Origin of the sequence: Anabaena sp. UHCC 0253, assembly GCF_009712085.1 — a bacterium.
Classification (GTDB): Bacteria; Cyanobacteriota; Cyanobacteriia; order Cyanobacteriales; family Nostocaceae; genus Dolichospermum.
Genome location: NZ_VILD01000003.1, coordinates 743,340 through 768,520 on the forward strand (window position 1 = coordinate 743,340; position 25,181 = coordinate 768,520).

A 25,181-nucleotide genomic window follows, 5' to 3' on the forward strand; every position below is an offset into this window, starting at 1 on the left:
TCTTGACTTTTTCTTGTACTGTCTCCTCTGGTATTTCTAACGCCTGTTTTACTATTTCTCTGTTGATTTTGTTAACTAGGTTTATATCTATTCTTTCTCTAAAGTGAACTAACATCGAAGGGTCAAATGGTGGTTTATTACTATAGGTTGACATCCCTATAAAGTATTGTAGATAAGGATTTTCCCTGATCTGTTCTACTGTTTCTCTATCACTTATTCCTAACTTTTCTTTGATTATTAATGCCCCCAGTGCCATCCTAAATGTTTTGGCTGGTGCGCCTATTTTTTCTGAAAATATTGCTGCGTATTCGCCATCAAATTCCGACCAAGGGATCATTTTTGCCATAATTACCCATCGGTTGTCTAATGCCAATTTCTCCTCGAAGGGTAGTTGAAACTTTTCCGGTGCTGTTTCCTGTTCTTGCGCTTTTCTATACATCTTAATGCGCCTTAATGCAAGGGATTTTACTCATTTTAACTCTTTTTCTTGCACCTTTTTCACTTTCTATCCCCATCAAGTCATCTATTTGTCCCGGTTTTATGTTTATTCAGCAAGCCCTAATTAATGTTTAGTTGATCTTTGGAGTAGTATAATTCAAATGCGCTTTAATATATAATTTAGTGTAAAAATAGTATAGATTAAGTGATTTATGCGATCCGGTATTTCTGAATTTTCTTATGGTTATGCTGTTACAGAAGCTCTGATTTATGACAACAAAACACATCTTAAAGCAGCTCCCTTATTTCCTTCTTTAATTGACGAAGGAAAGAAAGGTTATGATTTACATCTAGATCGTCCTGGCCAACCCTTATTTCTCCAATTTAAACTTTCTGACTATATGAGCGGACGAAGTAATACTAATGAAATTCAGAGAAAATTATTTAAGGGAGCATTCTATAGAATGCATATTCGACCTAAAAAAAGCACAGGAGGAAGACACGGCTCGGATCAGCATCAACTGCTTATTGATTGGGAATCTCAAGGTAATGAAGTTTATTATGTTGCTCCTGTTTTTCATGAATTGGATGAGTTCAATCAGGCATATCTGAATCGCCAAATATTGCAAAAATCAATTTATATTCTTCCTAGCAATATTGGATCATTACCTGATGATAAAGAACACCACATTGCCTTTCAAGTTCCTGGTAAAGCTTTCCGTCTTTCAGAACCTCAAGAAATAGCTTCACCTTTAAGTTTTGAGATTTTTTCTGATCAATTGTTAACTAGGCTTTCTGGCTCAAATGATCTTACTGTAATTAGTTCTGTCCAAAGATTAGTACCTCAATTAGTTGAGATGTACACTTCTTATAGAAGAAACTTGTTCATGAATATACCAAGTATTGAGCAATTAGAAGAGCGTTTTCCTAATCCCTTGCTACAAGTTGCTTTTTTCTCTAAGATATTGTTTGATTGCAACTTTTATATTGTTCAAGAGTCTGATCGCTATTTTTAATGTAGAGTTATGAGCGATCGCATTTATGGATGTAGAGTTATGAGCGATCGCATTTTTGATGTAGCGTAGAGAGCGATAGCGTAAGCGCTGACTTGTCAGTTCGCTATTTAAGAATGTAAACTCAAATCGTGCTGTTCTACAGAAAGCCCTGTGATAATATCTTCTGGTGCAATTCCCGCTGTAATTAATGCATCTGTAAGACCCTCCTCAAAATTATCATCTTCAATCACAACTTTGCCATTTAGCAACCGAGCATGAAACAAAATTGTATTCATCCAAATATTTTTTTCCCAACCCGTTGCAATAATTAAAAATTGGCCTGATTCAGTATCACAGACAGCATGAATTGAAATCGGCTGTAACCGTGGTTGTGCGGCTGCGGCTCTCCGTAATACTTGCGTCAAAATTTCAGAATATCTTAGTGAGTTATCCATTGGACAATGACCTCATCTGTTGGTTCATAAACCAGTAAATTGATTTTATTCCGTTTTATAACTAACTGAAAAATAGGTTTTTGGAAATGTTTTAAATAAATAGGCTCACTCACGGCTAAAAAAAGTTGTCGTTCTGGTTCTTGTTCTTCTAAAGCCCATTGATAAAGCTGAATTTGACCCATTGTTTTTTCTAATTCACTAATTACAGAAGGAGCATCAAAATCTTTAACTTCAACTGCAATTTTATGGTTTTCTTTCTCGGCAATAAAAAACTTCTCTGCGCCGATATCAGCTTTTAGTAATGTTTTTTCTAACACTAAAACTAATGGATCATCGGTAATTCTCCAACCATCTTTTTCTAAAGCATCCATAATAATTTTGTATATTTCTAAAGATTATGTTTCTGCTAAAATTTCCAATGCTTTAGCAATATTTACCCTTACTGATGCTGCCGAAGTCTGCAAAGCTAACCTTTCTTGATCACTAATAGATACTTGTACAATATTCTCAATTCCATTCCATCCTAATCGGCAAGGAACACCAATTACTACATTATTTAAATCATATTCCCCTTCTAAATATGTTGAGGCTGGTAACAATCGGGACTGATTTAATATGATTGATTCTACCATAATGGAAGTTGCGGAAGCTGGAGCAAAAAATGCGCCGCCGGTGTGCATTAATTCCACAATTTCTGCCCCACCATTACGGGTTCTTTCTACTAATTGGTTGATTGTTTCCGCAGCCAATAATTCTGTAATTGGCACACCATTAACTGTTGCATAACGGGCTAAAGGAACCATTAAATCACCATGACTACCTAATACCATCGCTTTTACGTCAGCGGGTAAAACCCCTAATTCTAAAGCAATGAAGGTTTCAAATCTAGCTGAGTCTAATACCCCAGCCATTCCCATGACACGATTTCTTGGTAAACCTGTAGTTTGCCAAGCTAAATATGTCATCACATCCAAAGGATTTGTAACTACAATAAAAATAGCATGAGGAGAATGAGCGATCGCATTTTTTGCTGCATCTACGACTATCTTGGCATTGACTTTGAGTAAATCATCCCGACTCATTCCCGGTTGACGAGGAAAACCAGCCGTAATCACGACAATATTTGAATTAGCTGTATCTGCATAATCATTAGTGCCGCTAATTTGCCGATTATGGGACTCAATTCCCCTGGCTTCTAGCAAATCTAAGGCTAAACCCTGGGGCATTCCTGAGACAATATCCAATAACACTACATCAGCCAGATTTTTCTCAGCAATGCGTTGGGCTAAGGTGCTACCAACTCTCCCTGCACCTATAATAGTTACACGGGGAGAATTACAAACAATTGGGGAATAAGACATACAGCAGGGAACACGGAATAGGGTTAAATGTCTCTTGATATATGGCTTGGTTGGAAAAATATAATTTCCGAAAAACCTGATTTTAAGTGCTAATTTTGAGAAAAATTTAGCACAGGTTATTTAATTAGTTTTGTTCTTCTAATTGTTCTAATTTTAACCAAATATTTGGTGTTGGCACTTTTCCAAACTTCACTAAGGCATACTCACCTTTGATATCTACAACTTCTCCCTGACTTTCAAATAAATAAGCAGGAAAGCGGGAATCACTAGCTTTAGCTTCTAGACTATTTTCCAATTTTTCGCGGATAGCACGAACCATGTTTCCCTTTTTTACCGCCATAAGTTCCCCTTAGAAATTAATAAACGCTTTTATTGATAATTTTATAAGAAAATATGCTAAAAACCCCAGACTTTGTTTTCTTTTTTTATGATTATAGTTGATAGTTCTTCCTTATCAAGTTCATTATAGCAAATTTCCAAACAGAAGTCAACTACTTATTGTCTATTTTTAGCGGTATCTTGAATTAAGAAGTGTGTATATTTTAAAGCTGCTAAAATTATTACCGCTGTAACAATTTACCATGATAGCGATCGCCAATTATTTAGTTTGAGTATTTTGTGGTTCACACTCTAGTCGTGTTACTTATTCATTGTTGAAGAGAAGCGATAATTTCAGGACTTAATTCTGCTTCTGGTTGTACTACTTCACGTTTAGCTAAAACTGATTTAATTTGACTTTCGGAGGCTTTTCCTAAAAGTTGTAACAGTGTTTTAAAGTTTTGATTAGTAGCTGTGTTAGTTGTCATAATTTGATATTTGATTATTTGAAAACTTGATTGCTAATCTATTTATTAGATTGAGTATCTCTAATTCATTTTTTATTTTTTCCTTATCTTCATTGTCATCTATATTAATTTCAGTATATTTTGTATTCGCAAATAAAGTTATATAATCGGTATCATTTGGTAATAAATAGTTAATATAAATCCCTTCTCTATCATTCCCAACTAGAAAATTGCTAGAATAATATTCATCATGTATACGTTTGGGTAATGCTCTTTTCGTTAACATTTCTTCAATAAACAAAGCAGTTGATTCAGTAATTTCGTGATGATTATATTTATCTGTTATCTTATTTGGCTTTGAAACATAAGGATATAACTCGGCTTTATTATCATATTGAACTGGTAAAATAATAAAACCTTTTGAAGCTACTTCTACTAGTTTTTTAGAGGGAACTTGTGAATTATATGGAGTCAATAAAATCCCTTGATATTTAACCTTTAGTTTACTAGGTAAATGATTGGAAATTTCAGTTTGTAAAATTTGTTTCAATTTTAAAATTTGTTCAATTCCATTTTCTAAAGAGTTGTGATTCTTACCTTTCATTTCAATAATAGTACAAATGCAAGAATTAGAATCAATATAAAGAGACATATAATCTGGACGTTTTAATGCTTGATTTCTGATAAGAGGATCATTTCTTCTATCTATTTCAAACAAAATACATATAGCTTGATTTTGAGAATCTAACGTTATCCGAAAATGTACACCACTTTCTTTAGGAACACTTCTTCCTGGTACGGTACAGAACACTAGCATATTTTCTAGAAAGTTAAAATTTTGCCAGTCGAGTTTATCTTTTTTATCCTTAAGAATTTGAGCAGGACTATTCTTCTGTTTCATCTGCTTTTTCTTGTCCTGCTTCATAAATTTGAAAAAACTTTTGTTGAATATCTACAGAAACATCACTTAAAGTATCCCATCTGATACCATAATCTGGATCATTTAATGAAACCAATTTATTATCTTTCATTTCATATGCACTAACTTTATCTATAGGTAAAAATGCTCTTTCATCTTGAAGATATAGAGATGAAGATTGACGTTTTAGTATTTCAGGATTTTCATGATTACCATTAACTAAATTATTCAAATGTGCCATAATATATGGACTATGGGTTGTGAGTAAAATTCTCACACCAAGATTAACAAGAATAGATAATGCTTCCAGTAGCTTCGCTTGTGATTCTGGGTGTAAGTTCATCTCTGGTTCATCTATTACCAGAAAATCACCTTTACTTGCACGATATCTTAAATATAACAGTAATGGTGCAAGTTGTTTTATAGAAGATGAAGCATTATATATATCAATTTCTAAACCTCTTTTAACTAAAACTTTTATTTCTTTTCCACCCAGCTTAGTAGGTTTTAAATTAGTTTTATTTTTGTTTTGTAGCTGTTTTTCAATCTCATCTGCTAATTTTTGAAATTCGTTTTTATTACTTGAATTAATTTTCGGTATTTCTTGAAGTTCTATTTCCGATAGAAAATCTAAAAAATCTTCTACTGGTTGTGGATAACGAATATCACCTTGTTCTTTTAGTAGATCAAGTTGTCTTTCTGAACTACTGCTACTAAATAACTGTCTTTGAGTTTGTTTAAGAAGTTTATAGCGTCTATTTCCCAGCATTTTATAGGTATTTATAAAAGCATTTCGCTCGGCTGGAAATATGAACGAATTAGCAAAAAGTATAGGTTTAATAATAGCATAAAACAAAAACTCTGGCTTCCATATGAAAGAAGGTATTGCTCTAAATTTATTCAATGCTTTTACAGCAATTTCTTCTTCATGAGTAAAGTGCAATTCAAAATTCAAAATATTATCTTGACGATTTATTCTGAAATAGTATTCCATGTCTTCAAAATAAATAGTGTTTATTTGAATTAATTGATTAATAATATCTTCCACTTCTTTAGGAGAAATAGTCAGATCGAATGAAGTTTTAGAAAACAATTTTCGACTGGAATCCTGAAAAAATGATTCTAAACTAATTCCTTGGAACTGTTTGATCGTCTCTTCAGCATCTTTAACAAATAGTTCAAGCAGCTTATCATTTATTGATATTGACCAGTTGCCTACTTTTTCTTGCCTAAATCCTAGATTTTCAATTTCATTTATACTTCTATTTGCGGCAGCAGACTGCCACAAACCATAGGTAGAATAGGCAATATAGGTTTTATTTGAGTTATTAGGTCCAATAATTACTGTCAGAGGACGCAAATCTAACTCTGTTTCTTGAATACTGCCTAAGTTTGAGAATTTGATTTTCATTTTTCGCCTATAATCCAATACAGAAAATACTATTAAGGATGCTGTTTACTGGTAAAGTATATGAGAATATGCTAATTTATTTTATCTTTAATTTCGAGATCACTTGTTTGATTTTATAACTTTAATAAGTTTTATTTGATGATTTCGAGCAAAACTCTATAAAATACAAAATTTATACCTGTATTATTCCATAAATATGCTTTTCTCTAAACGGTTATTAGCTACATTATAACATCCCCTATGAGACATTTTTTGCTTCATGTCCTCAGTTTGTCCCTAGTGGTAATAGAATAAGAACGATGCCTACGGCGAGTGAAGCGATCGCCTTATAAAGCCTACCAAAAACAGAAGGTAGAGATTAAGTAGCAGATTTGACAGAAGTAGAACACCAAAACTCTGTATCCAGAAGAGATTACTGAAAAGCGAAGTAAAAATTTTTATGGTTTCCCAAATTCGGTTTTTAATGTGCGCTCCTGACCATTATGATGTGGATTATGTGATTAATCCTTGGATGGAAGGGAATATTCACAAATCCTCACGCGATCGCGCGGTGGAACAATGGAATAAATTATACAATGTTATCAAAAATCATGCCATTGTTGATTTAGTTGCCCCAGAAAAAGGCTGGCCTGATATGGTATTCAGTGCCAATGCAGGTTTAGTCCTCGGTGAAAACGTCGTTCTCAGCCGCTTTTTACATAAAGAACGTCAAGGTGAAGAACCGTATTTTCAACAATGGTTTGAAAATAATGGTTTTAATGTTTACACTCTTCCCAAAGACCTACCCTTTGAAGGTGCTGGTGACGCACTCCTAGACCGGGAAGGACGGTGGTTATGGGCTGGATACGGTTTCCGGTCAGAATTAGATTCTCACCCCTACCTGGCTAAATGGCTGGACATTGAGGTGATTTCTCTGCGGTTGATGGATGAGCGTTTTTATCACCTTGATACCTGCTTCTGTCCTTTAGCAAATGGTTATTTGCTGTATTATCCTGGTGCTTTTGATTCCTACTCCAATCGCGTCATCGAAATGCGCGTTGCACCAGAAAAGCGAATCGCTATTGAAGAAGCTGACGCTGTTAACTTTGCTTGTAATGCGGTGAATGTTGATAGCATCGTGATTATGAACAAAGCCAGTGAGAATTTAAAATCACGGTTATCAGAAGTTGGTTTTCAAGTGATTGAAACACCTTTAACCGAATTTCTTAAAGCTGGTGGTGCGGCTAAATGCTTGACTTTGCGGGTGACAGAACCTATTGGTGATGAAATTCACGCTAATGCTTCTGTAGAAAGTCGTGTTATCCGCATGGAAGGACACTTGCTGGATGCAGGTTTGATTAACCGCGCTTTAGATTTGATTGTGGAAATGGGGGGAAGTTTCCAAGTTCTCAAATTCAACTTGGGAGAACAACGTCAAAGTACATCTGCGGCTGAGGTGAGGGTATCTGCACCATCTCATGAAGTGATGGAAGAGATTATATCTCAGTTGATTGATTTGGGTGCGGTTGATTTACCCCAAGATGAACGGGATTCTAAGTTAGAACCTGTGATCCAAGCGGGTGTAGCTCCCGATGATTTCTATGTCAGCACGATTTATCCCACCGAAATACGGGTAAATGGGGAATGGCTGAAGGTGCAGAATCAACGCATGGATGGGGCGATCGCTATTTCCACAACTGCTAATGGTATAGTAGCAAAATGTAAACTCCTCCGTGATTTAGAAATCGGCGATAAAGTAGTTGTGGATGTCTTTGGTATCCGCACCGTCCGCAAAGCCGAATCACGAGAACAACGCAATTCTCAGGAATTCAGCTTTATGTCTTCTGGTGTTTCCAGTGAAAGACGGGTGGAATTAGTCGTTGAACAAGTGGCTTGGGAATTACGTAAAATTAAGGATAGCGGCGGTAAAGTAGTTGTCACTGCTGGTCCTGTGGTAATTCACACTGGCGGTGGTGAACATCTCTGTCGCTTAGTCCGAGAAGGCTATGTACAGGGTCTTTTAGGCGGAAATGCGATCGCTGTCCATGATATGGAACAAAACCTGCTAGGAACATCCCTGGGTGTGGATATGAAGCGGGGTGTGGCTGTACGTGGTGGACACCGACATCATTTAAAGGTAATTAATACTATCCGCCGTTTTGGTAGCATTGCTAAAGCTGTAGAAGCGGGAGTTGTGAAAAGTGGGGTGATGTATGAATGTGTGAAAAATAACATTCCCTTTTCTCTCGCTGGTTCAATTCGGGATGATGGACCTTTACCAGATACGCAAATGAACCTGATTTTAGCACAACAGGAATATTCTAAAATCATTGAAGGTGCGGATATGATTTTGATGCTGTCTTCTATGCTGCATTCTATCGGTGTGGGAAATATGACTCCTGCGGGTGTGAAGATGGTCTGTGTGGATATTAACCCTGCGGTAGTGACTAAATTGAGCGATCGCGGTTCAATAGAATCTGTAGGTGTGGTGACAGATGTGGGTTTGTTCCTCAGTCTGTTAACTCAGCAATTGGATAAGTTGACTAGTCCTTATGTTGCTAATGTAGGTTAAGGAAATAGATTTTCCTTATTGCGGACATCATTTGCTTTATGGGTAATTATGTATGTCCGCAAACTACAATGAGTTTTAAGTTTAGCTCCAAACTGTTCCTATATTTTATGACCAGACGAAACCACAATAAGCTTATCTGATTTAGTTCTTGAAATGAGTATATATAAATTATATGGTACAAGAAGATTCATTAAAGTTTAGTATTCAAGAAATTGGTGCAACTTCTCAGCATTTAAAAACTGTCATTAACTTAGGTAATGCTAATTCAGAAACCCTTGGCTTTTTACCCTATGGAGCTTTTGAAAGACTAGCAGAAGAAGGACGTATTATTGGTTTTATTGTTCCAGAAGTAGGTTGTGTTGGATATCTGCTTTATGGTATTAGTCGTCGTGATTACAGAGTAAAACTTACCCACCTTTGTGTAGATAAAAATTGGCAAAAAAGAGGAATAGCCAAAAAATTACTCCAGTATTTAAAAAATAAAACTCAACATTTATACGGTATTCTTTTATCATGCCGTCGTGATTATAACTTGGATGGAATGTGGGCATCGCTTGGTTTTGTGGCTCCTCATGAAAGACCAGGAAAAAGCAAAGAAGGTAGTATTTTAACTGAGTGGTGGTTAGATTATGGTCATCATAGTTTACTCACTAATCTTGCCTATCAACAAACCGTATCTAAATTATGTGTTGCTATAGATGCTAATATTTTTTTTGATTTAGTAGATAATGAAAAGTTTGATGAAGAAGGAAAAGAATCTAAGGTTTTAATTTCTGATTGGCTAGAAGCAGAAATTAAACTATGCTTAACTGATGAAATTCTGAATGAAATTAACAGAAATTCAGACAGCATACAAAGAGGAAAATTACGTGCAGCTACAAGTCATTTTACATTACTTCCTTCTGCTCAAGAAGAATTTGATAAAGTATGCCAAAATATACGTAAATTTTTTCCTAACAAAATGACTTCTAGTGATGCGTCTGATTTACGGCAAATTGCTAGAGTTATCACTTCTCAAATTAATGCTCCTTATTTTATCACTAGAGATAAACGTCTACTAGGTATTGAAGAAGAGATTTATCAAGAATTTAATCTGACCATTATTCATCCTATTGATCTTGTTCTTAAATTAGATCAATTACGCAGAGAAAATGAATATCAACCAGAGCTATTAGGTGGAACTAATATAATAGAAAAGCGTATTCAGAGTGGAGAAATAGATTCAATAATTGATCTATTTTTAGCTTATTCACAAGGTGAAAGAAAACCAGATTTTGGAAAAAATATTCGTCATTTAGTCTCAAATACTGAACAATTTAAATGTTTTACAATTAGTCAAAATGAAATATTAATGGCTTTAATAGTCTATGATAGATCAGAAGATGCCGAATTAAAAATTCCTATTTTTAGATTCAGAGATACTAAAATTACTTCTACTATTTTACGGCGTTGTATTTTTCAGTGCTTCTCAACTGCTGCTAATGAAAATAGACAATTCACCAGAATTACTGAAATATACTTGGATGATACAACAATTAAAGCACTGTCTGAAGATGGTTTTTTAAAGACTGAATCTGGATGGTTAAGAGCTAACTTAGCTATTTCAGACCGCGCAGTAGATATTTCTTCGTATATTACTAACTTATGTAAAACATCATCTAAAGGTTATGATAAATATCTTCCATTTGCAGATATTTTATTAAATCAAGATTTACTTCAAAAACCAGAAATCATGGCAGATATTGAGAGGATGCTTTATCCTGCTAAAATTACTGATGCTGAAATTCCTACTTATATTATTCCTATTAAATCACGTTGGGCTAAAGAATTATTTGATAAAGAATTAGCAGAGGAAGGAATATGGAGAGCCAAAGAAGAATTAGCTTTGAGACGTGAGGTTGTCTACTACTCTTCAAAGCGAAAAATGAAATATCCAGGAAGAATTTTATGGTATGTTACTTCATCTCCTGACGATAAAAATAGTTCTGCTATTCTAGGAGCTATTAGAGCTTGTTCTAGACTAGATGAAGTAACAATTGGTAAACCTAAAGACTTATATAAAAAGTTTAGAAGATTAGGAATCTACAGTTTTCAAGATGTTTTGAAAACGGCTAGTAACAATTTAAACCAGGAAATCAAAGCTGTTAAATTTAGTGACACAGAATTATTTATACATCCTATAAAATTTACAGAAATCAAAACAATGCTAAATCGATCTATTCAACTTCAAAGTTCTATAGAAATTTACCCAGAAGAATTTAAAATGTTATATAATAGAGGAACTTCAATTTTTATATAACTTTAAAAATGAGTCTCATGTCTCCAAATGTACTTCTAATATCTATTCACTATGAATACGCCAATATGATATTTGAGGGTAATAAACAAGTTGAGTTTAGGCGTGTTAGACCTCGACATCTAAGTGAAGGTGATCTAATTCTTGTTTATGCAACATCTCCTGAAAAAGCATTGTTGGGAGTGCTTGAAGTAGAAAAAGTTGTGGAAATGTCTCCTAATAAGCTTTGGAATATTGTTAAAGATAAAGCTGGTATTAACCAAGAAACTTTTCAAAAATACTACAAAAATTCACAAATTGCTTTTGCTATTTTCTTTAAAAACCCGTTCAGTTTTGATTCACCAATTACAATTGAAAAACTAAGAGAAGAGTGGAAAGATTTTCGACCACCACAGTGTTATCATTACTTAAAAGATAGAGAAATAAATCTTATCAAATCCATGACAAAATATGATATTTTAGCGTTATCTCATAAGTTTAAAGTTCACCAAACTGAACTATTAGCTCAAGTTTAAAAAATAAATATATTCATATATTACTTATTATTTGAGTTTAACCATATTATACTAGATTAACAACTGCAATCCTTAAAATAGTATGAGTGAAACCCTGGCTGATATTGCTATACCACCGCAGTTTCCAGATCATACTCAACTACCAGAGTCTGATGGTACATTTGTAAAGAATTTTCAAGAACATCCCCAAAGCATAATTATCACAGATTCAATTATTCAGACTTTACAAAAGTTACATCCAGATGGACAATTTTGTATAGGTCAAGATTGTGGTATTTATTGGCGCGAAACAGAACCCCCAGAAAAAGGTACAGTTGCACCAGATTGGTTTTATGTCCCTGATGTAGCACCAAGATTAGAAGGTAAAATTCGCCGTTCTTATGTATTATGGCGGGAATATATACCCCCATTAATTGCCATAGAATTAGCCAGTGGTAATGGTGAAGAAGAACGAGATACCACACCTCTAACGGGTTTACAGGCTAGTCAAAAACCTGGTAACTTTTGGGTATATGAACGCATTATTCGTATTCCCTATTATGCTATTTATGAAGTTAATAATGATAAATTAGAAGTTTATCATTTGGTAGATTTTTCTTACGAAAAAATGCAGCCTAACGATCGCAGACATTATCCCATTCCCCCTTTAGGTGTAGAATTAGGACTATGGCAAGGAAGTTACTTAAATAATCCTGAACAACTTTGGCTGCGTTGGTGGGATTTAGATGGCAATTTATTATTGGTGGGTAAGGAAGAAGCCCAGTTAGAAAGATTCAGGGCTGAACAAGCAGAAAATAAAGCTGCAAAATTAGCTGCAACATTGCGAGAAATGGGTATAAATCCAGATGATGATTTATAATCATTTTGAGCATTGAAGAAAACGAACCGCAGAGGCGCAGAGGACACAGAGAAAAATGCAAGGGGTTATTTTATCAGAGATTTAAAAAATTAATTGGGTGATTTTTTTTGCTGAGACGAATTTTTTAACACCCACCTACCCGCGCAAATTTTACTTCTCCGTGAACAAGAAAAACTAACAATTGCTATGTTTCAACAATTGTTAGAATAATTAAAAAGCACATTTAATCAAACAGAACTAGCATTAAAGTTACAAGCATTAACAGTTCCTATGTCAATTAACTCCGCTGCCAAATTTTAATTGTTTTATCCAAACTACCACTGACTAACATTTCCCCAGAAGCAGTAAAAGATAAAGCTGTAACTGTGTTAGTATGACCTGTAAATGTACCTAATAATTGTCCGGATTGTAAATGCCACAATTTGATGGTTTTATCCGCACTACCACTAGCAATAATTTGTTCATTAGGACTTAAAGCAACTGCATTAACACTATTTTGATGTCCTTTGAGAGTGTGGAGTAATTCTCCAGTCACTAAATTCCAAACCCTAATTGTTTGATCTTGACTACCACTAACTAGAAATTTAGCATTAGCACTAATAGCCAAAGAACTAACAATATGAGAATGACCCATGAGGGTGTGTATTGGTTCTGGATCTGGTGAATTTTTCTTCTTGAGTGTAGATGATGTTTGCCAAACTTTGATTTTTCGGTAGCTACCTGTAATCAAAATTTTCCCATCTTGACTTAACACCATTGAATGTGCTGCTGTATCATCTAAAGATAGAGTATTTTCGACTTGGCGATCGCGCAAATTCCAAAACAAGATTTTTCGATCATCACCACCAGTTGCTACCATTTTACCATCTGGTGTAAACGCTACACAACGCACATCACCATGATGTTTATGCAGGATATCAATTAGATCCAATGCCCCAGTGTGCCAAATTTTCACTGTGGAATCTGCACCGACACTTACTAATGTTTGTCCGTCGGTACTAAAAGCCAAGGAATTAACCTCATTTACTAAACCAGAATGCACCCAAGGATATTCTGATAATGTTTCAATTAATTCACCTTTAGATAAATCCCATAATTTTGTTTCTCCCCGACTACCACTAGCTAAAATGGGGATAGTTTTGACATTTTTGCATTTCCCATTTTTGACTACTAAAGTCTTGATAGAATAGGCTAAACAGTTAATACCTCTAGTATGTCCTTTCAATGTTTGCCAGTATTCCCAATCACCAATAATCTGTTTTTGTGGATGATCTGATGGTAATGTTTCAATTGTTTCCACCATCATTTTTTCATCAGTTACACACAGATCATCTTGCTGACCACCAAGGGATTGTAAATACCAATTTAATCCCCCTGCATACAACAAACTACTAGGAGTTAAATAGACACTTGATTCGGGAAAATCTAGTTGATTTGTGGGTATAAATCCAGTAATTACAGTTTGTTTGTGGTATCCCAATTTGGTGTTTCCTGGATAAAACAAACACAGAAAAATTAATACTTGATGGTTACTAATATCTGCTTGACTGACAGACCAACGGATTTTATCTTTCTTAATTCCGTTAAAACTTTCTCCATCTGCCACATGAACTTGTATACTCACCTTGGGGTTATTAGTTAGTAAATAAGTAAACTTACTTTCACTACGTAAATTTCCCTCATCATCCAAAACCATATTTTCCAAAGTGTCTTGTGATACTTTTCTCACCAATTTTCCTAAACGTTCCGTAATCATCCGGTCTACAATTTGTTCACGGACAAAATAATCTTCTGCTTGACGTTGAAAATAGGTAGGAAAAGGAATTACCCAATCAGATGATTCGGGATATTCGGGTGGTATGGGAGGCGGATTTTTGGCGACGATTTCCGCTTGCTGACGAGAACATTCGAGAATTTTAGCTAATGAATCTCCTGCAAATGCCATCACCTCACTGTGATAACCTTTAACTCGACTTTCTAAAAGAGAAATATCCCCAGTTTTGGGTTTTCTCACCCGGTGTAAGAAGTCAGTTTGTTGTGATTTTAGTAAATTAATCCAATCCATCTGCATGATAGTGGCACAAAGTGTGCATACCCAAGATAACTTATAAGGAACAGAGAACAAGGAACAGGAAGAAGGAAGTTTTTGGCGATTTTACTTTTCTTTACACATTTTGCTGATCTCACGTCCACTTACTTAGTTAAGTAAAATTTCAGTAATCATTACTGTCTAATAGAATACAAAAAATGGGCGATTTTCAGGGTAAATATCAACTCATGTCATAATCAAGCATTAGTTAATGCGATGTAGTGGGTTAAGTAAATTTCGATGACTTCCATAAAGTTTAACTAATCTAACTAATAATTTACTGTTTCTGGGGAAACACTTCTACCTCTCAAAGAGGTTTACCATTTTTGAGTCAACCAAAATCAATAATAATTTACAAAAAGAAAGGGAACAGATAAAAACAAAAGCACTGATAATATCAGTGCTTTTATTGTGTAATGAATGCAAAATGTCGGTAATTTAAAAACTGGCTTTTTTTAACTTTTGTTTCTTCCGGCGTTTTTCTGTAGTGGCTACACCTTGTTCTACTGGATAACCAACTACGGGAATTACCTGATATTGTCTTTCTGCTTCTAAATTTTTCAGTTCGGTGTAATCCACCCAATGTATACAATCAACAGGACAGGTATCTATGGCTTCTTGAACTACCTCTTCTATGTCTCCATCTTGACGGATGACACGCGATCGCCCATAATCTTCTTCAATAAAAAAAGTATTACGGGCAACATGGGCGCAATGTTTACAGCCTATACAGGTAATTTCATCTACATAAACGCCCTTTTGTCGCACCACGCCGCCTAATTCCGGTTCTAAACCAGAACGTTCGGGAACATCTCGCAAAAAACTCCCTAATTCTGGTTCTAACCCGGAACGATGATTTTCTTGTTCTTCTAAAGACGGCAGGAAATCAGACATTACGCACTCCAGCGTTGTACTACTAGACGAATAGAACCATCTGCATTTTTTTGTTGTTCGGCTACTTGGAAGCCAACTTTAGTAGTTTCTTTGACTACTGTTTGATAAGCATAACGCTGGGTCACTTGTCGAACAAACCCATCTACAGATAGATTTTGTTGCCAATATTGTAAATCTGCAACTAATTCGTATTCTTGACCATTCCATCTAAAACCAATATCATACCCATTTTGCTGTTCAATTGTCACTTCGGCAGCATGAGTTTGACCACGATAACCACGCACCTCACAAGGTCCGGGTTTCCAGTCTATTCCCAAGTCAGAAAGGGCATCTTGCAATGATTCCAGATTACGGATTTGTGTCTTGATTTGGCTAAAGTGTGACATAGTGGTTTGTAATCAATGAAATTAACTAGTTGGAAAATTTACCATTCGCTGTGAGCGGTTTGCGTATTTACTACACTGGATTGTTGCGTATTAGTGGCGAAAAATTCGGAAGTTGGCTCATTACTCAACACTCGTCCTAGTTGGGCTTCTATGGCTGCTGTCACCTCTGCACAAGACGCACCGATAATACCGGTGACTTTTTCTTGGACTCGACCATCTGGATAAATGATGAATTCTAATGTTTCCATGTTCTGAAAGCCAACCTCGATAGTACACATGAACTTGCTGCTTTACCAGACTTGCTCAAAATTTAGCTATTGGAACTTAGATACAAATTTGCCATTTGTTTCATAATGTTCCATATTTCAACATATATATTTCAGAATCTTTACAAAAGTTATTATTTTTATTAGCAGTTACATTCATCAATTATTAGTTTCTCGTAACCTGATCAATTAGTCAAGGTGAGGATTGATAGAAACCACAAGTGATCAAAAGTCTTAATGAATAAAGCTTGTGGACAAAATTAAGCTCAAGATTAAATCTAAAAAAATCCTAAAGCTTATTGAAAAATCTTATCATTATCATCAAAATAAAAAAGGCGGGTTTGACCCGCCCATGCTTAAGGATGAAATCCTGGACTTTTTAGTCCGTAGAGAAATAGGACTTATGCAAAACAGAACGGAAGTAGGGGTAATTCATGAATTACCCCTACGCAAGAATCAGGTTTTGACTTCAATCTTGCGTAAGTCCTAAGAAAAACCGATACTTACTTCTGAGCTTCAGCAATAGGAACCCATTCAGTGTGGAAAGCGCCTTCTTTGTCAGTCCGTTTGTAGGTGTGTGCGCCAAAGTAGTCGCGTTGTGCTTGAGTTAAGTTTTGTGGCAAGCGATCGCGGCGGTAGCTATCGAAGTAATCTAGAGAAGCACTAAAAGCGGGAACAGGAATACCCAACTTAGCAGCAGTGACAATTACTTCACGCCAAGCAGCTTGTCTATCAAGAATAGTTTGCTTAAATTCAGGTGCTAACAACAAGTTAGGTAAAGCTGGATTTTCGTCAAATGCCTTCTTAATCTTATTCAAGAAGCCAGCCCGAATAATACAACCACCTTTCCAAATCCGAGCCATTTCGCCCAAATTTAATTCCCAATTGTAAGTTTTGGAAGCTGTAGATAACAGCGCCATACCTTGAGCATAAGAACAGATTTTGGAACAATAAAGAGCATCACGCACCATGTTCACAAAAGCCTTAATGTCTCCACCATAGGTAGCATTAGGTCCGGTGATGATCTTAGAAGCAGCAATCCGTTCATCTCTAATAGAAGAGAGAATCCGGGCATTTACAGCCGCTGTAATTGTCGGAATAGCAACACCCAATTCTAAAGCAGTTTGTACAGTCCAACGACCAGTTCCCTTTTGACCGGCTGCGTCAACAATCAAATCAACGAGGGGAATCTTGGTGTCTGGATCAACGTAGGGGAAAATATTGGCTGTAATCTCAATCAAAAATGAATTGAGTTCGTCAGTTGTATTCCATTCGCTAAAAACTTCATGTAACTGTGCTGCATTTAAGCCAGCTACATTTTTCAGCAAATCGTAGGCTTCTGCAATTAACTGCATATCACCGTACTCAATACCGTTGTGAACCATTTTTACATAGTGTCCAGAACCACCGGGACCAATGTAGGTTACACAAGGACCATCATCAACTTGAGCCGCGATTTTGTTGAAAATGGGGGATAGGTACTCGTAAGAGCTTTTTGTTCCACCAGGCATAAGTGAAGGACCATTTAACGCCCCTTCTTCACCACCACTTACACCCATACCCACATAGCGTAAACCGATGGGTTCTAGTTCTTGAGTGCGTCTTTCGGTATCTTCAAACCAAGAATTACCACCGTCAATAATGATATCGCCCTCTTGTAGTAAAGGTTTAAGCTGTTGAATTACTGCATCAACAGGCTTACCAGCTTGCACCATTACCAGAATTCTCCGGGGACGTTCTAATGAAGCGACAAAATGTTCCAAGCTAAAAGCAGCTTTAACGTTCCGTCCTGGGGCGCGTTGCGCCATGAAGGCATCGGTTTTTTCACGAGAGCGGTTGTAAACTGCAATTGGAAAGCCATTACGCTCAACATTGAGAGCGATATTTTCGCCCATAACCGCTAATCCAATCACACCAAAGCTTTGTAGTGTCATAGTTCAAATCTTTTTTTTGGGTTTGGCTAACTCTTGCAGATCCTTTCTCTTTAAGGGTAATCCGAGATTTTGGCTTCACTCCTAAAGAAGATATTAAGAGTTTTTCGAGAATTAAAAAAATTAGAACTAACATCAATAATTAGTTTTAATTTGTATCTAAGTCAACAATTTGGTGACAAAATTTGCAAAATTAAAATACTGGCACAATTTCAATAGTAAGGAGTATTAAAAAATGCTGGCTTATCTTTTAAGTTTAGTAGTTGGTTTTGGTAGTCTAGCCATTTACTTATCAGCCTTCTTTTTTCCAGAAATCCATCGCAAGAATGATTTCATCTGGAGTGGGGTAGGGTTATTCTACGCTTTGGTATTATGGATTTTTGCACCTCGAATTACTGGGGGATTGTTGCTAGGTCATGTAGCTAGTGTGGCACTGTTGGTATGGTTTGGCTGGCAAACTCTCTCACTACGGCGACAGTTAGCTCCAGAAGTACAGCAAACCCCTATACCCAGTCCTGAGCTAATTAAGGTGAGTCTCCAAGAACAAATAGCCAAGTTTTCTGTCAAGGAGAAGTGGGGACAACTAGCGGGATTAATTGGTGGTGTGTTTAGTGGTGCTAAAGCGAAGGTAGAGCAAACTGTGACCAAAAAGCCAGTGACTACAACTGAAGTAGCACCACCATCAACGTTAGCTGATGGATTGGTAACTGTAATTTCAGTTAATGAAACTGAAGGTTTGTCAGAAGAGACTCTTTCTCCATCACCTGATTTAGAAATGGTAGAAGTAGCACCAACATCACCCCCTGTGATTGAGGAAGAAGAGAAACAGGTAATTCCGCCAACAGAAACACCTGTAGCCGGGGAAACTGAAAATGTGGTAGAGGTAACTCAAACGGAAATATGTGTTTCCGAAACACCTGTAGCCGGGGAAACCGAAATGGTGGTAGAGGTAACTCAAACTCAGGTTGTTGTTGTAGAAGAAACTAATGAAAGTGCGGCAGAAGTAATTTCCCCAAATCCAGTGACATCGGAGTTATTAGCCACAGAAGCAGCAGAAAAATCTGATCTGACTGTTGAGGAAGTTAAACCAGATGGGGAAGCATCACCAGAACAAATCCCATTAGATAAACCAGGTGGGGAGTAATTAAGCGGATTTACGCTGCTGATTTCCAAACAATCTCGAAAATAAATCTGATGTATTTAGGATATTGCTGCCGCTGGATTAAATCCCAGTTGGGATAATAAACGTTCAATATCAAAATGCTCAGACATGAGAGAGCGAATGCACTCTATTTTAATTGGTTCATGGACACGAACTTGGCCAAAGGTGCGATCGATGATTTCTACTGTGGTAAGGGTATCGAGATCCACTGATAAAATCGGGATTTCTAACTCTTCAGCACGGTTGAGAATAAACGCAGGAGGTGGCAGTTGTCCAGTCAGGATGAGACATTGGGTAGATGTTTCTAAGGCTGCTTGTTGAATTTCGACGCGATCGCCTCCTGTTACTACTGCCATATTCCGTCGTTTGCGGAAGTATTTGACGGCGGAGTTGACGTTCATTGCCCCAATGGCTAGGCTTTCGACTAATAAATCTAGGCGATCGCTACAACAGAGAACTTCAGCTTTTAACTGTTTTACCAATTCCCCTACACTGACGCTGCGGAGAATATCGCTTTTGGGCAATGTTGCTAGTACGGGAATACCCCGTTTTTCCAAGAATGGGCGTAATAGTGTTTGAGCTAACTCTAATTTTTCGTGAGGAACTTCGTTGATCACGACTCCCATTAACCGCTTACCCAATCGCTTTTGAGCAGATAACAATCCCTCAACGGAGGTTAGTGATTGATAACGGCTAATTAGCAGTACAGGAGCATCTAATTTTTCTGCTAGTTCCAGTAAGGAGAGTCCAAATAAATTTCCTTCTGATAAGTTAGCAGGCCCCTCTAACAGTACCAAATTACCTCTGGGAATTTGTGAATACTGTTGTACTAATAACTGCTGATAGTTAGTTACATCCTCTCCCTGTAAGCGTTTTTGGACAGTTATTTCATCCAAGGATAATAAGGTAGGGGCAATGCGGTTGTCTGGCAGGTTAAGGTTATGGGTAATGAACTGGACATCTTCTTCAACTACTGTTCCCGCAGATGTCTTGACAAAATTACCCAAAGGTTTGCCATAAGCAATATCCAAACCTTTTTGTTTTAGCTGATGTGACAAACCTAAAACTGTTGCAGATTTGCCACTGTAAGCTTCAACTGATCCAACCAGCAAATATTTAGCAAGTGTTGGCACGTATGCACTCCTAATTTCAAAGGTTTGTACAACTCAGCTAGGTGTCTACTAATTTTAGTGCAATAGGCGGAAGGTAAATAACTATAGCAATTTTATGCAATTAAAAATTAAAAATTAAATGTGAATAAATCTAGCTGTGGTAAGTATTCTAGCGATTTTAATCAAGATAGAAATATTTGTTTAGGCAAAGATATTGTGTGTATTACTATATAGAAGCGATTATATTGAAGCTTTAATTTCCTTCCATGTTAACTAAACTTCAATAGGAATATTTTCTAGTTTAGGCGATGCCTACGGCGATCGCAGCTATCGCTCCATTTGCCCTTGTCAACTCGCAAAAAACTTCAGTATTTGATATCGGATCATGGGCGATCCTCTTCGCTCTACGTAACACGAACTACCAAACCCATTTTTTGTGCTATACAGGAAATATTAAACAGAGTTCTCTAAATACATAGTTATTCAGCGAGTATTTCATTAGAATAATCTTGAAGGAGTAGTTATGTCCGCAAAATACTTTAATCCTTATACAGATTTCGGTTTTAAGAAACTGTTCGGAGAAGAAGGCAGTAAAGATTTACTCATTGATTTTCTCAACCAACTTCTACCAATACATCATCAAATTCAAGAATTAACCTTTAAAAATCCGGAAAATCTAGCTGATACCATAGCAGAACGTAAAGCCATATTTGATATTTACTGCGAAAGTAAAACTGGTGATAAGTTTATTGTGGAAATGCAAAAAGCAAAAATTAAGCATTTCAAAGATAGAGCCTTATTCTATTCCACATTCCCCATTCGTGAACAATCAGAAAAAGGCGATTGGAATTTCTTTTTACTACCTGTCTATTTTATCGCCATTTTAGATTTTGAGTATGACGAAAATACAACATCTAAATTTAGGCGCGATGTATGTCTAAAAGATCAAGATGGTGATATTTTCTTTGATAAGTTAAACTTTAAATTTTTACAAATGCCATTATTTAATAAACAAGAAAATGAATTAATAACGCATTTTGATAAATGGCTGTATTTTTTGAAGAACTTAGAAAGTTTTAATCATATACCCCTGATATTAAATGAACCAATATTTCAGAAAGGGTTTGAAATAGCGGAAATATCTCACTTAAATGTGGAGCAGTATGAACAATATAAGAAGAGTTTAGTGCAGTATTTAGAAGTGAAAAATGTATTTGATACAGCCTTTGAAGAAGGTGAGAAGGCCGGTATTGAGAAGGTTGCCAAAGCATTGAAAGAGCAAAATATAGCTATAGAAATTATTGCAGAATCAACTGGCTTGTCACAGGAAGCTATTCAAAGAATTTGAGCGAATAATACCAATTCATAGAACGTAATGACACGCATAACAAGAACTAGCAAACTCATTTTTTGTGCTACATAAGAAATATTAGACAAAGTTTTCTAAAGTTATTCAGCGAGTATTTCATTAAAATAATCTTGAAGGAGTAGTTATGTCCACAAAATACTTTAATCCTTATACAGATTTCGGTTTTAAGAAACTGTTCGGTGAGGAAGGCAGTAAAGATTTACTCATTGATTTTCTCAACCAACTTCTACCAATACATCATCAAATTCAACAATTAACCTTTAAAAATCCGGAAAATCTAGCTGATACCATAGCAGAACGTAAAGCCATATTTGATATTTACTGCGAAAGTAAAACTGGTGATAAGTTTATTGTGGAAATGCAAAAAGCAAAAATCAAGCATTTCAAAGATAGAGCCTTATTCTATTCCACATTCCCCATTCGTGAACAATCAGAAAAAGGCGATTGGAATTTCTTTTTATTACCTGTCTATTTTATCGCCATTTTAGATTTTGAGTATGACGAAAATACAACATCTAAATTTAGGCGCGATGTATGTCTAAAAGATCAAGATGGTGATATTTTCTTTGATAAGTTAAACTTTAAATTTTTACAAATGCCATTATTTAATAAACAAGAAAATGAATTAATAACACATTTTGATAAATGGTTGTATTTTTTGAAGAATCTAGAAAGTTTTAACCATATACCCGCAATACTAAATGAACCAATATTTCAGTAAAGGGTTTTGAAATAGCGGAAATATCTCACTTAAATGTGGAGCAGTATGAACAATACAAGAAGAGTTTAGTGCAGTATTTAGAAGTGAAAAATGTATTTGATACAGCCTTTGAAGAAGGTGAGAAGTCCGGTATTGAGAAAGGTATTGAGAAAGGAATTGAGAAAGTTGCTAAAGCTTTGAAAGAGCAAAATATAGCCATAGAAATTATTGCAGAATCAACTGGCTTATCATACGAAGCTATTCAAAGAATTTGAGCAAATAATGCCAATTGATAGACTTTGCGATCGCATTACCGACTTTAACCCCACGGAAGGCGATCGCTCTCAGCTTTAAGTTAATTTGAGGGTGCGATCGCACTATACTCCGTTTCACAGATATCTAGCTTATCTAACTCTGACCTTCGTAGCTTTGCACGATAGTAGTAAGATGATCACCATGCTTATAAATATCTGTTATGGCATCAATTGGAATACGAGTTTCGTTTTTATTAGAATCGAAAACACTAATATACTTCTGTTTTGTATTAAACCATAATCGGCAAATAGGCTTCCTATTATTATCATCAAGTAGGATACCCATGTAAGATTTTGTGTCTCGATGTAACACCCGTTCTGGTTCAACAACTTTACTCACTATAGCTCTTACAATTCGATAACCTTCCAATTCCTCTTCTGTTGTAATAATGCCCTCTTTCCCTTCTTCTTTTGCTTCTTCAACTATCTTATTTGGCTCAGGCTTAATGACTCTATTATCATCTTCAACTCCAAGAGCAATGCGAAGTCTATCACTAACTTTTTCGCTGATAAATTGGTGAAATGCTTTGGTAACTATTGAAGTAAATTGGTCTTTTATCGTTGCAGTAAACCTACTACCAGAAGGATTAGAACGTATGAAGAAGAAACGCACAAACTCATCATCTGGAATTTCAAATTGTGTAGTCAAAATTTTTCTAATAACTGAAGTATATTTAAGATCATTAGCTATACTCAATATTTCCTCAAGATTAAAGTCTTCCTTAGCCAACTTTTTTACTTCTTCTAATGCTTCTTGACGTGGATCTAAAAGATTAAGCTCCAAGAAAGGTCTTGTGTCCATTTTGTTAGCTTCTTCAAGATCAGAAAAAAAATTATATTGGATGCCATTGGTAAGTATAGCAATACGAGCTTTAGTAACTGTGAAGTATCTAAAAAGCTGAGACATTTCTGTCTGATTCAGATCAATGCCTACTTTTTTACACTCAATAAGGATGATTATTTCTCCATCACGCATGATCGCGTAATCAACTTTTTCTCCTTTTTTAGTACCGATATCAGCTATATATTCGGGAACTACTTCTTGAGGGTTAAAGATGTCATATCCCAGAGCAGATATAAACGGCATGATCAAAGCATTTTTTGTTGCCTCTTCTGTTTTTAGATGATCGATTAACTTTGGAATACGTTGAATAAGTACAGCAATTTTTTCATCAAAACTCATGTCTTAAAACTCACTATAGAGAAAAATCTATTAGTCAATATACGTAATATACGCGTACATAAACTAATAATCAGCATTGTATCAGCAAGGTAGAAATTTTTGTTCAAAATATACAGTATTTTTTTGAAGCTCATTCTTTTCTAAATAGCGGGTATCAATGTACTATTAATTAAATATTTATATATAAATTTTTTATAAAGCGTATAAAAGTGCTGCTTTGAGATCATCAGCCTCAAGATCCGGCATTTCCTCTAGAATTTCTTCAGCACTTAAACCAGATGCAAACAAATCTAATATATCTGATACCCTAATTCTCATCCCGCGAATACAAGGACGACCACCACATTGTTTAGGATTAATTGTAATTCTTTCCAGTAAATTTGACATATAAGCTAATTTCATAAACTCTTATTTTCAGCATAAATCAAGTTTGTAAAACCTGCAACTCGATTAATAACAGTAATCACTAAATTCAGCTAAAATCAAATAAATACAAAAATCCTCGTTAGTATATGGTTACATCAACACAACCCACAACTCAAACCTTATACGATCAAGATTATTACCTGTGGATAAGAACAACCATTAACCAACTTCGCACAGGACAGTTTTCTGCTGTTGATTTAGAGAATTTATTAGAAGAATTAGAAACTATAAGTAGAAGTCAAAAACGAACAATTACAAATTTATTAATTAAGCTGTTTGTCCATCTACTAAAATTCAAATATTGGGATAGTGAAAGAGAACGTAATCAAGGACATTGGCTAGGGGGAATTAGGACATTTCGCAGAGAGATAAAAGATGAACTTAAAGATAGCCCTAGTCTAAAACCTTACATTTTAGAAATATTTGATGAATGTTATCAAGATGCTAGATTAGAAGCAAGCGATCGCTCTCAACTTCCTCTTGATATATTTCCCGTTATACCCATTGGTTCATTAGAACAAATTTTAGATGATTGGTTGCCGATACAAAAAAATGAAGGATGAAATTTTTTATATTTCACCCTTCCAACTCTGTTCATAATACAGGTTTATTTGTAATTGAGTCAATGTAAGTAATTGGACAAAAATATTTACAGTCATTGCGAGCGAAGCGAAGCAATCCCAACCCTTGCGATTGCTTCATTCCACTTCGTTTCATATGGCTAACGCCACGCTCCGCGAACGCAATGACATTGTGTAATTAAT

General features: G+C 35.7%; 28 protein-coding genes. 11 read left to right on the forward strand and 17 right to left on the reverse strand.

Going from position 1 to position 25,181, the window contains the following annotated elements; translation table 11 throughout:
- Positions 1-439 (reverse strand): transposase (locus tag FJR38_RS11490; RefSeq protein ID WP_168537096.1); only part of this gene is annotated, 439 nt, incomplete at its 3' end.
- Between the two features lie 211 nt (positions 440-650).
- Between FJR38_RS11490 and FJR38_RS11495 the strand changes: the two genes are divergently transcribed.
- Complete coding sequence (locus tag FJR38_RS11495) at positions 651-1,454, forward strand: hypothetical protein (RefSeq protein WP_168537098.1); 804 nt, start codon at positions 651-653, stop codon at positions 1,452-1,454.
- Positions 1,455-1,561: 107 nt separating this feature from the next.
- Here the strand turns inward: FJR38_RS11495 and FJR38_RS11500 are convergent, their stop codons facing one another.
- The 7 genes from FJR38_RS11500 to FJR38_RS11530 all read right to left on the reverse strand — a co-directional run bounded on the left by FJR38_RS11500 (position 1,562) and on the right by FJR38_RS11530 (position 6,364).
- Positions 1,562-1,888: an element excision factor XisI family protein gene (locus FJR38_RS11500; RefSeq protein ID WP_168537100.1), complete on the reverse strand. Its 327-nt coding sequence runs from the start codon at positions 1,886-1,888 to the stop codon at positions 1,562-1,564.
- The gene (locus FJR38_RS11505) at positions 1,873-2,259 is read right to left on the reverse strand and encodes an element excision factor XisH family protein (protein ID WP_168537102.1); all 387 of its coding nucleotides are present in this window, start codon (positions 2,257-2,259) and stop codon (positions 1,873-1,875) included. The genes FJR38_RS11500 and FJR38_RS11505 overlap by 16 nt, the downstream gene beginning before the upstream one ends.
- Before the next feature lie 24 nt (positions 2,260-2,283).
- Positions 2,284-3,249 carry a malate dehydrogenase gene (mdh, locus tag FJR38_RS11510; RefSeq protein ID WP_168537104.1) on the reverse strand — a complete coding sequence of 322 codons (966 nt, stop codon included), beginning with the start codon at positions 3,247-3,249 and terminating at the stop codon, positions 2,284-2,286.
- Between the two features lie 124 nt (positions 3,250-3,373).
- Positions 3,374-3,589, reverse strand: coding sequence for an NAD(P)H-quinone oxidoreductase subunit O (locus tag FJR38_RS11515; protein WP_168494135.1), 216 nt, complete (start codon positions 3,587-3,589; stop codon positions 3,374-3,376).
- 307 nt (positions 3,590-3,896) lie between these two features.
- Positions 3,897-4,055: a hypothetical protein gene (locus FJR38_RS11520; RefSeq protein ID WP_168537106.1), complete on the reverse strand. Its 159-nt coding sequence runs from the start codon at positions 4,053-4,055 to the stop codon at positions 3,897-3,899.
- Complete coding sequence (locus FJR38_RS11525; RefSeq protein ID WP_168537108.1) at positions 4,045-4,959, reverse strand: hypothetical protein; 915 nt, start codon at positions 4,957-4,959, stop codon at positions 4,045-4,047. Before FJR38_RS11525 ends, FJR38_RS11520 begins: the two co-directional genes overlap by 11 nt.
- A complete protein-coding gene (locus FJR38_RS11530; RefSeq protein WP_168537110.1) occupies positions 4,919-6,364 on the reverse strand; it encodes an AAA family ATPase in 1,446 nt (481 codons plus the stop codon). Before FJR38_RS11530 ends, FJR38_RS11525 begins: the two co-directional genes overlap by 41 nt.
- A gap of 439 nt (positions 6,365-6,803) precedes the next feature.
- Between FJR38_RS11530 and FJR38_RS11535 the strand changes: the two genes are divergently transcribed.
- The 4 genes from FJR38_RS11535 to FJR38_RS11550 all read left to right on the forward strand — a co-directional run bounded on the left by FJR38_RS11535 (position 6,804) and on the right by FJR38_RS11550 (position 12,585).
- Positions 6,804-8,915 (forward strand): TIGR00300 family protein, encoded by a 2,112-nt coding sequence (locus tag FJR38_RS11535; RefSeq protein ID WP_168537112.1) that lies wholly within the window; start codon positions 6,804-6,806, stop codon positions 8,913-8,915.
- 172 nt (positions 8,916-9,087) lie between these two features.
- Positions 9,088-11,214, forward strand: coding sequence for a GNAT family N-acetyltransferase (locus FJR38_RS11540; RefSeq protein WP_168494127.1), 2,127 nt, complete (start codon positions 9,088-9,090; stop codon positions 11,212-11,214).
- A gap of 17 nt (positions 11,215-11,231) precedes the next feature.
- Positions 11,232-11,726 carry an ASCH domain-containing protein gene (locus tag FJR38_RS11545; RefSeq protein WP_168494125.1) on the forward strand — a complete coding sequence of 165 codons (495 nt, stop codon included), beginning with the start codon at positions 11,232-11,234 and terminating at the stop codon, positions 11,724-11,726.
- A gap of 82 nt (positions 11,727-11,808) precedes the next feature.
- Positions 11,809-12,585 carry a Uma2 family endonuclease gene (locus FJR38_RS11550; protein ID WP_168494123.1) on the forward strand — a complete coding sequence of 259 codons (777 nt, stop codon included), beginning with the start codon at positions 11,809-11,811 and terminating at the stop codon, positions 12,583-12,585.
- Positions 12,586-12,862: 277 nt separating this feature from the next.
- Here the strand turns inward: FJR38_RS11550 and FJR38_RS11555 are convergent, their stop codons facing one another.
- From FJR38_RS11555 to FJR38_RS11570, 4 genes are all read right to left on the reverse strand, one after another.
- The gene (locus tag FJR38_RS11555; RefSeq protein WP_168537114.1) at positions 12,863-14,656 is read right to left on the reverse strand and encodes a WD40 repeat domain-containing protein; all 1,794 of its coding nucleotides are present in this window, start codon (positions 14,654-14,656) and stop codon (positions 12,863-12,865) included.
- A 456-nt stretch (positions 14,657-15,112) separates the two neighbouring features.
- Positions 15,113-15,568: a ferredoxin gene (locus tag FJR38_RS11560; protein ID WP_168537116.1), complete on the reverse strand. Its 456-nt coding sequence runs from the start codon at positions 15,566-15,568 to the stop codon at positions 15,113-15,115.
- Positions 15,568-15,954 carry a DUF1257 domain-containing protein gene (locus FJR38_RS11565; RefSeq protein ID WP_168494117.1) on the reverse strand — a complete coding sequence of 129 codons (387 nt, stop codon included), beginning with the start codon at positions 15,952-15,954 and terminating at the stop codon, positions 15,568-15,570. Before FJR38_RS11565 ends, FJR38_RS11560 begins: the two co-directional genes overlap by 1 nt.
- Before the next feature lie 38 nt (positions 15,955-15,992).
- Entirely contained in the window at positions 15,993-16,202 is a 210-nt protein-coding gene (locus FJR38_RS11570) for a DUF2997 domain-containing protein (RefSeq protein WP_168494115.1), read from the reverse strand.
- Positions 16,203-16,470: 268 nt separating this feature from the next.
- On the opposite strand from FJR38_RS11570, the gene FJR38_RS27740 reads away from it, so the two are divergent.
- On the forward strand, positions 16,471-16,710 hold the full coding sequence (locus FJR38_RS27740; RefSeq protein WP_217360009.1) for a hypothetical protein: 240 nt from the start codon (positions 16,471-16,473) through the stop codon (positions 16,708-16,710).
- A 13-nt stretch (positions 16,711-16,723) separates the two neighbouring features.
- Here the strand turns inward: FJR38_RS27740 and gndA are convergent, their stop codons facing one another.
- Positions 16,724-18,154, reverse strand: coding sequence for an NADP-dependent phosphogluconate dehydrogenase (gndA, locus tag FJR38_RS11575; protein ID WP_168494113.1), 1,431 nt, complete (start codon positions 18,152-18,154; stop codon positions 16,724-16,726).
- Between the two features lie 232 nt (positions 18,155-18,386).
- On the opposite strand from gndA, the gene FJR38_RS11580 reads away from it, so the two are divergent.
- The gene (locus FJR38_RS11580; protein ID WP_168537118.1) at positions 18,387-19,295 is read left to right on the forward strand and encodes a Ycf66 family protein; all 909 of its coding nucleotides are present in this window, start codon (positions 18,387-18,389) and stop codon (positions 19,293-19,295) included.
- 56 nt (positions 19,296-19,351) lie between these two features.
- On the opposite strand, the gene FJR38_RS11585 is transcribed toward FJR38_RS11580, so the two are convergent.
- Complete coding sequence (locus FJR38_RS11585; RefSeq protein WP_168537120.1) at positions 19,352-20,446, reverse strand: phosphotransacetylase family protein; 1,095 nt, start codon at positions 20,444-20,446, stop codon at positions 19,352-19,354.
- A 502-nt stretch (positions 20,447-20,948) separates the two neighbouring features.
- Here FJR38_RS11585 and FJR38_RS11590 point away from each other — a divergent pair.
- From FJR38_RS11590 to FJR38_RS28460, 3 genes are all read left to right on the forward strand, one after another.
- A complete protein-coding gene (locus FJR38_RS11590; protein ID WP_168537122.1) occupies positions 20,949-21,773 on the forward strand; it encodes an Rpn family recombination-promoting nuclease/putative transposase in 825 nt (274 codons plus the stop codon).
- 145 nt (positions 21,774-21,918) lie between these two features.
- Positions 21,919-22,515 carry an Rpn family recombination-promoting nuclease/putative transposase gene (locus FJR38_RS11595; RefSeq protein ID WP_254449426.1) on the forward strand — a complete coding sequence of 199 codons (597 nt, stop codon included), beginning with the start codon at positions 21,919-21,921 and terminating at the stop codon, positions 22,513-22,515.
- Positions 22,516-22,550: 35 nt separating this feature from the next.
- A complete protein-coding gene (locus FJR38_RS28460; protein WP_254449427.1) occupies positions 22,551-22,769 on the forward strand; it encodes a hypothetical protein in 219 nt (72 codons plus the stop codon).
- Here the strand turns inward: FJR38_RS28460 and FJR38_RS29000 are convergent.
- From FJR38_RS29000 to FJR38_RS11605, 3 genes are all read right to left on the reverse strand, one after another.
- Positions 22,753-22,887, reverse strand: coding sequence for a hypothetical protein (locus tag FJR38_RS29000; RefSeq protein ID WP_256366920.1), 135 nt, complete (start codon positions 22,885-22,887; stop codon positions 22,753-22,755). The two genes, FJR38_RS28460 and FJR38_RS29000, sit on opposite strands and share 17 nt — an antisense overlap.
- Positions 22,888-22,902: 15 nt before the next feature.
- Positions 22,903-23,991: a type I restriction endonuclease gene (locus FJR38_RS11600; RefSeq protein ID WP_168537124.1), complete on the reverse strand. Its 1,089-nt coding sequence runs from the start codon at positions 23,989-23,991 to the stop codon at positions 22,903-22,905.
- Between the two features lie 192 nt (positions 23,992-24,183).
- Positions 24,184-24,378, reverse strand: a complete 195-nt coding sequence (locus tag FJR38_RS11605; protein WP_168537126.1) for a DUF433 domain-containing protein — start codon at positions 24,376-24,378, stop codon at positions 24,184-24,186.
- A gap of 125 nt (positions 24,379-24,503) precedes the next feature.
- Between FJR38_RS11605 and FJR38_RS11610 the strand changes: the two genes are divergently transcribed.
- Positions 24,504-24,980, forward strand: coding sequence for a DUF29 domain-containing protein (locus tag FJR38_RS11610; protein WP_168537128.1), 477 nt, complete (start codon positions 24,504-24,506; stop codon positions 24,978-24,980).
- The last annotated feature ends 201 nt before the right edge of the window (positions 24,981-25,181 follow it).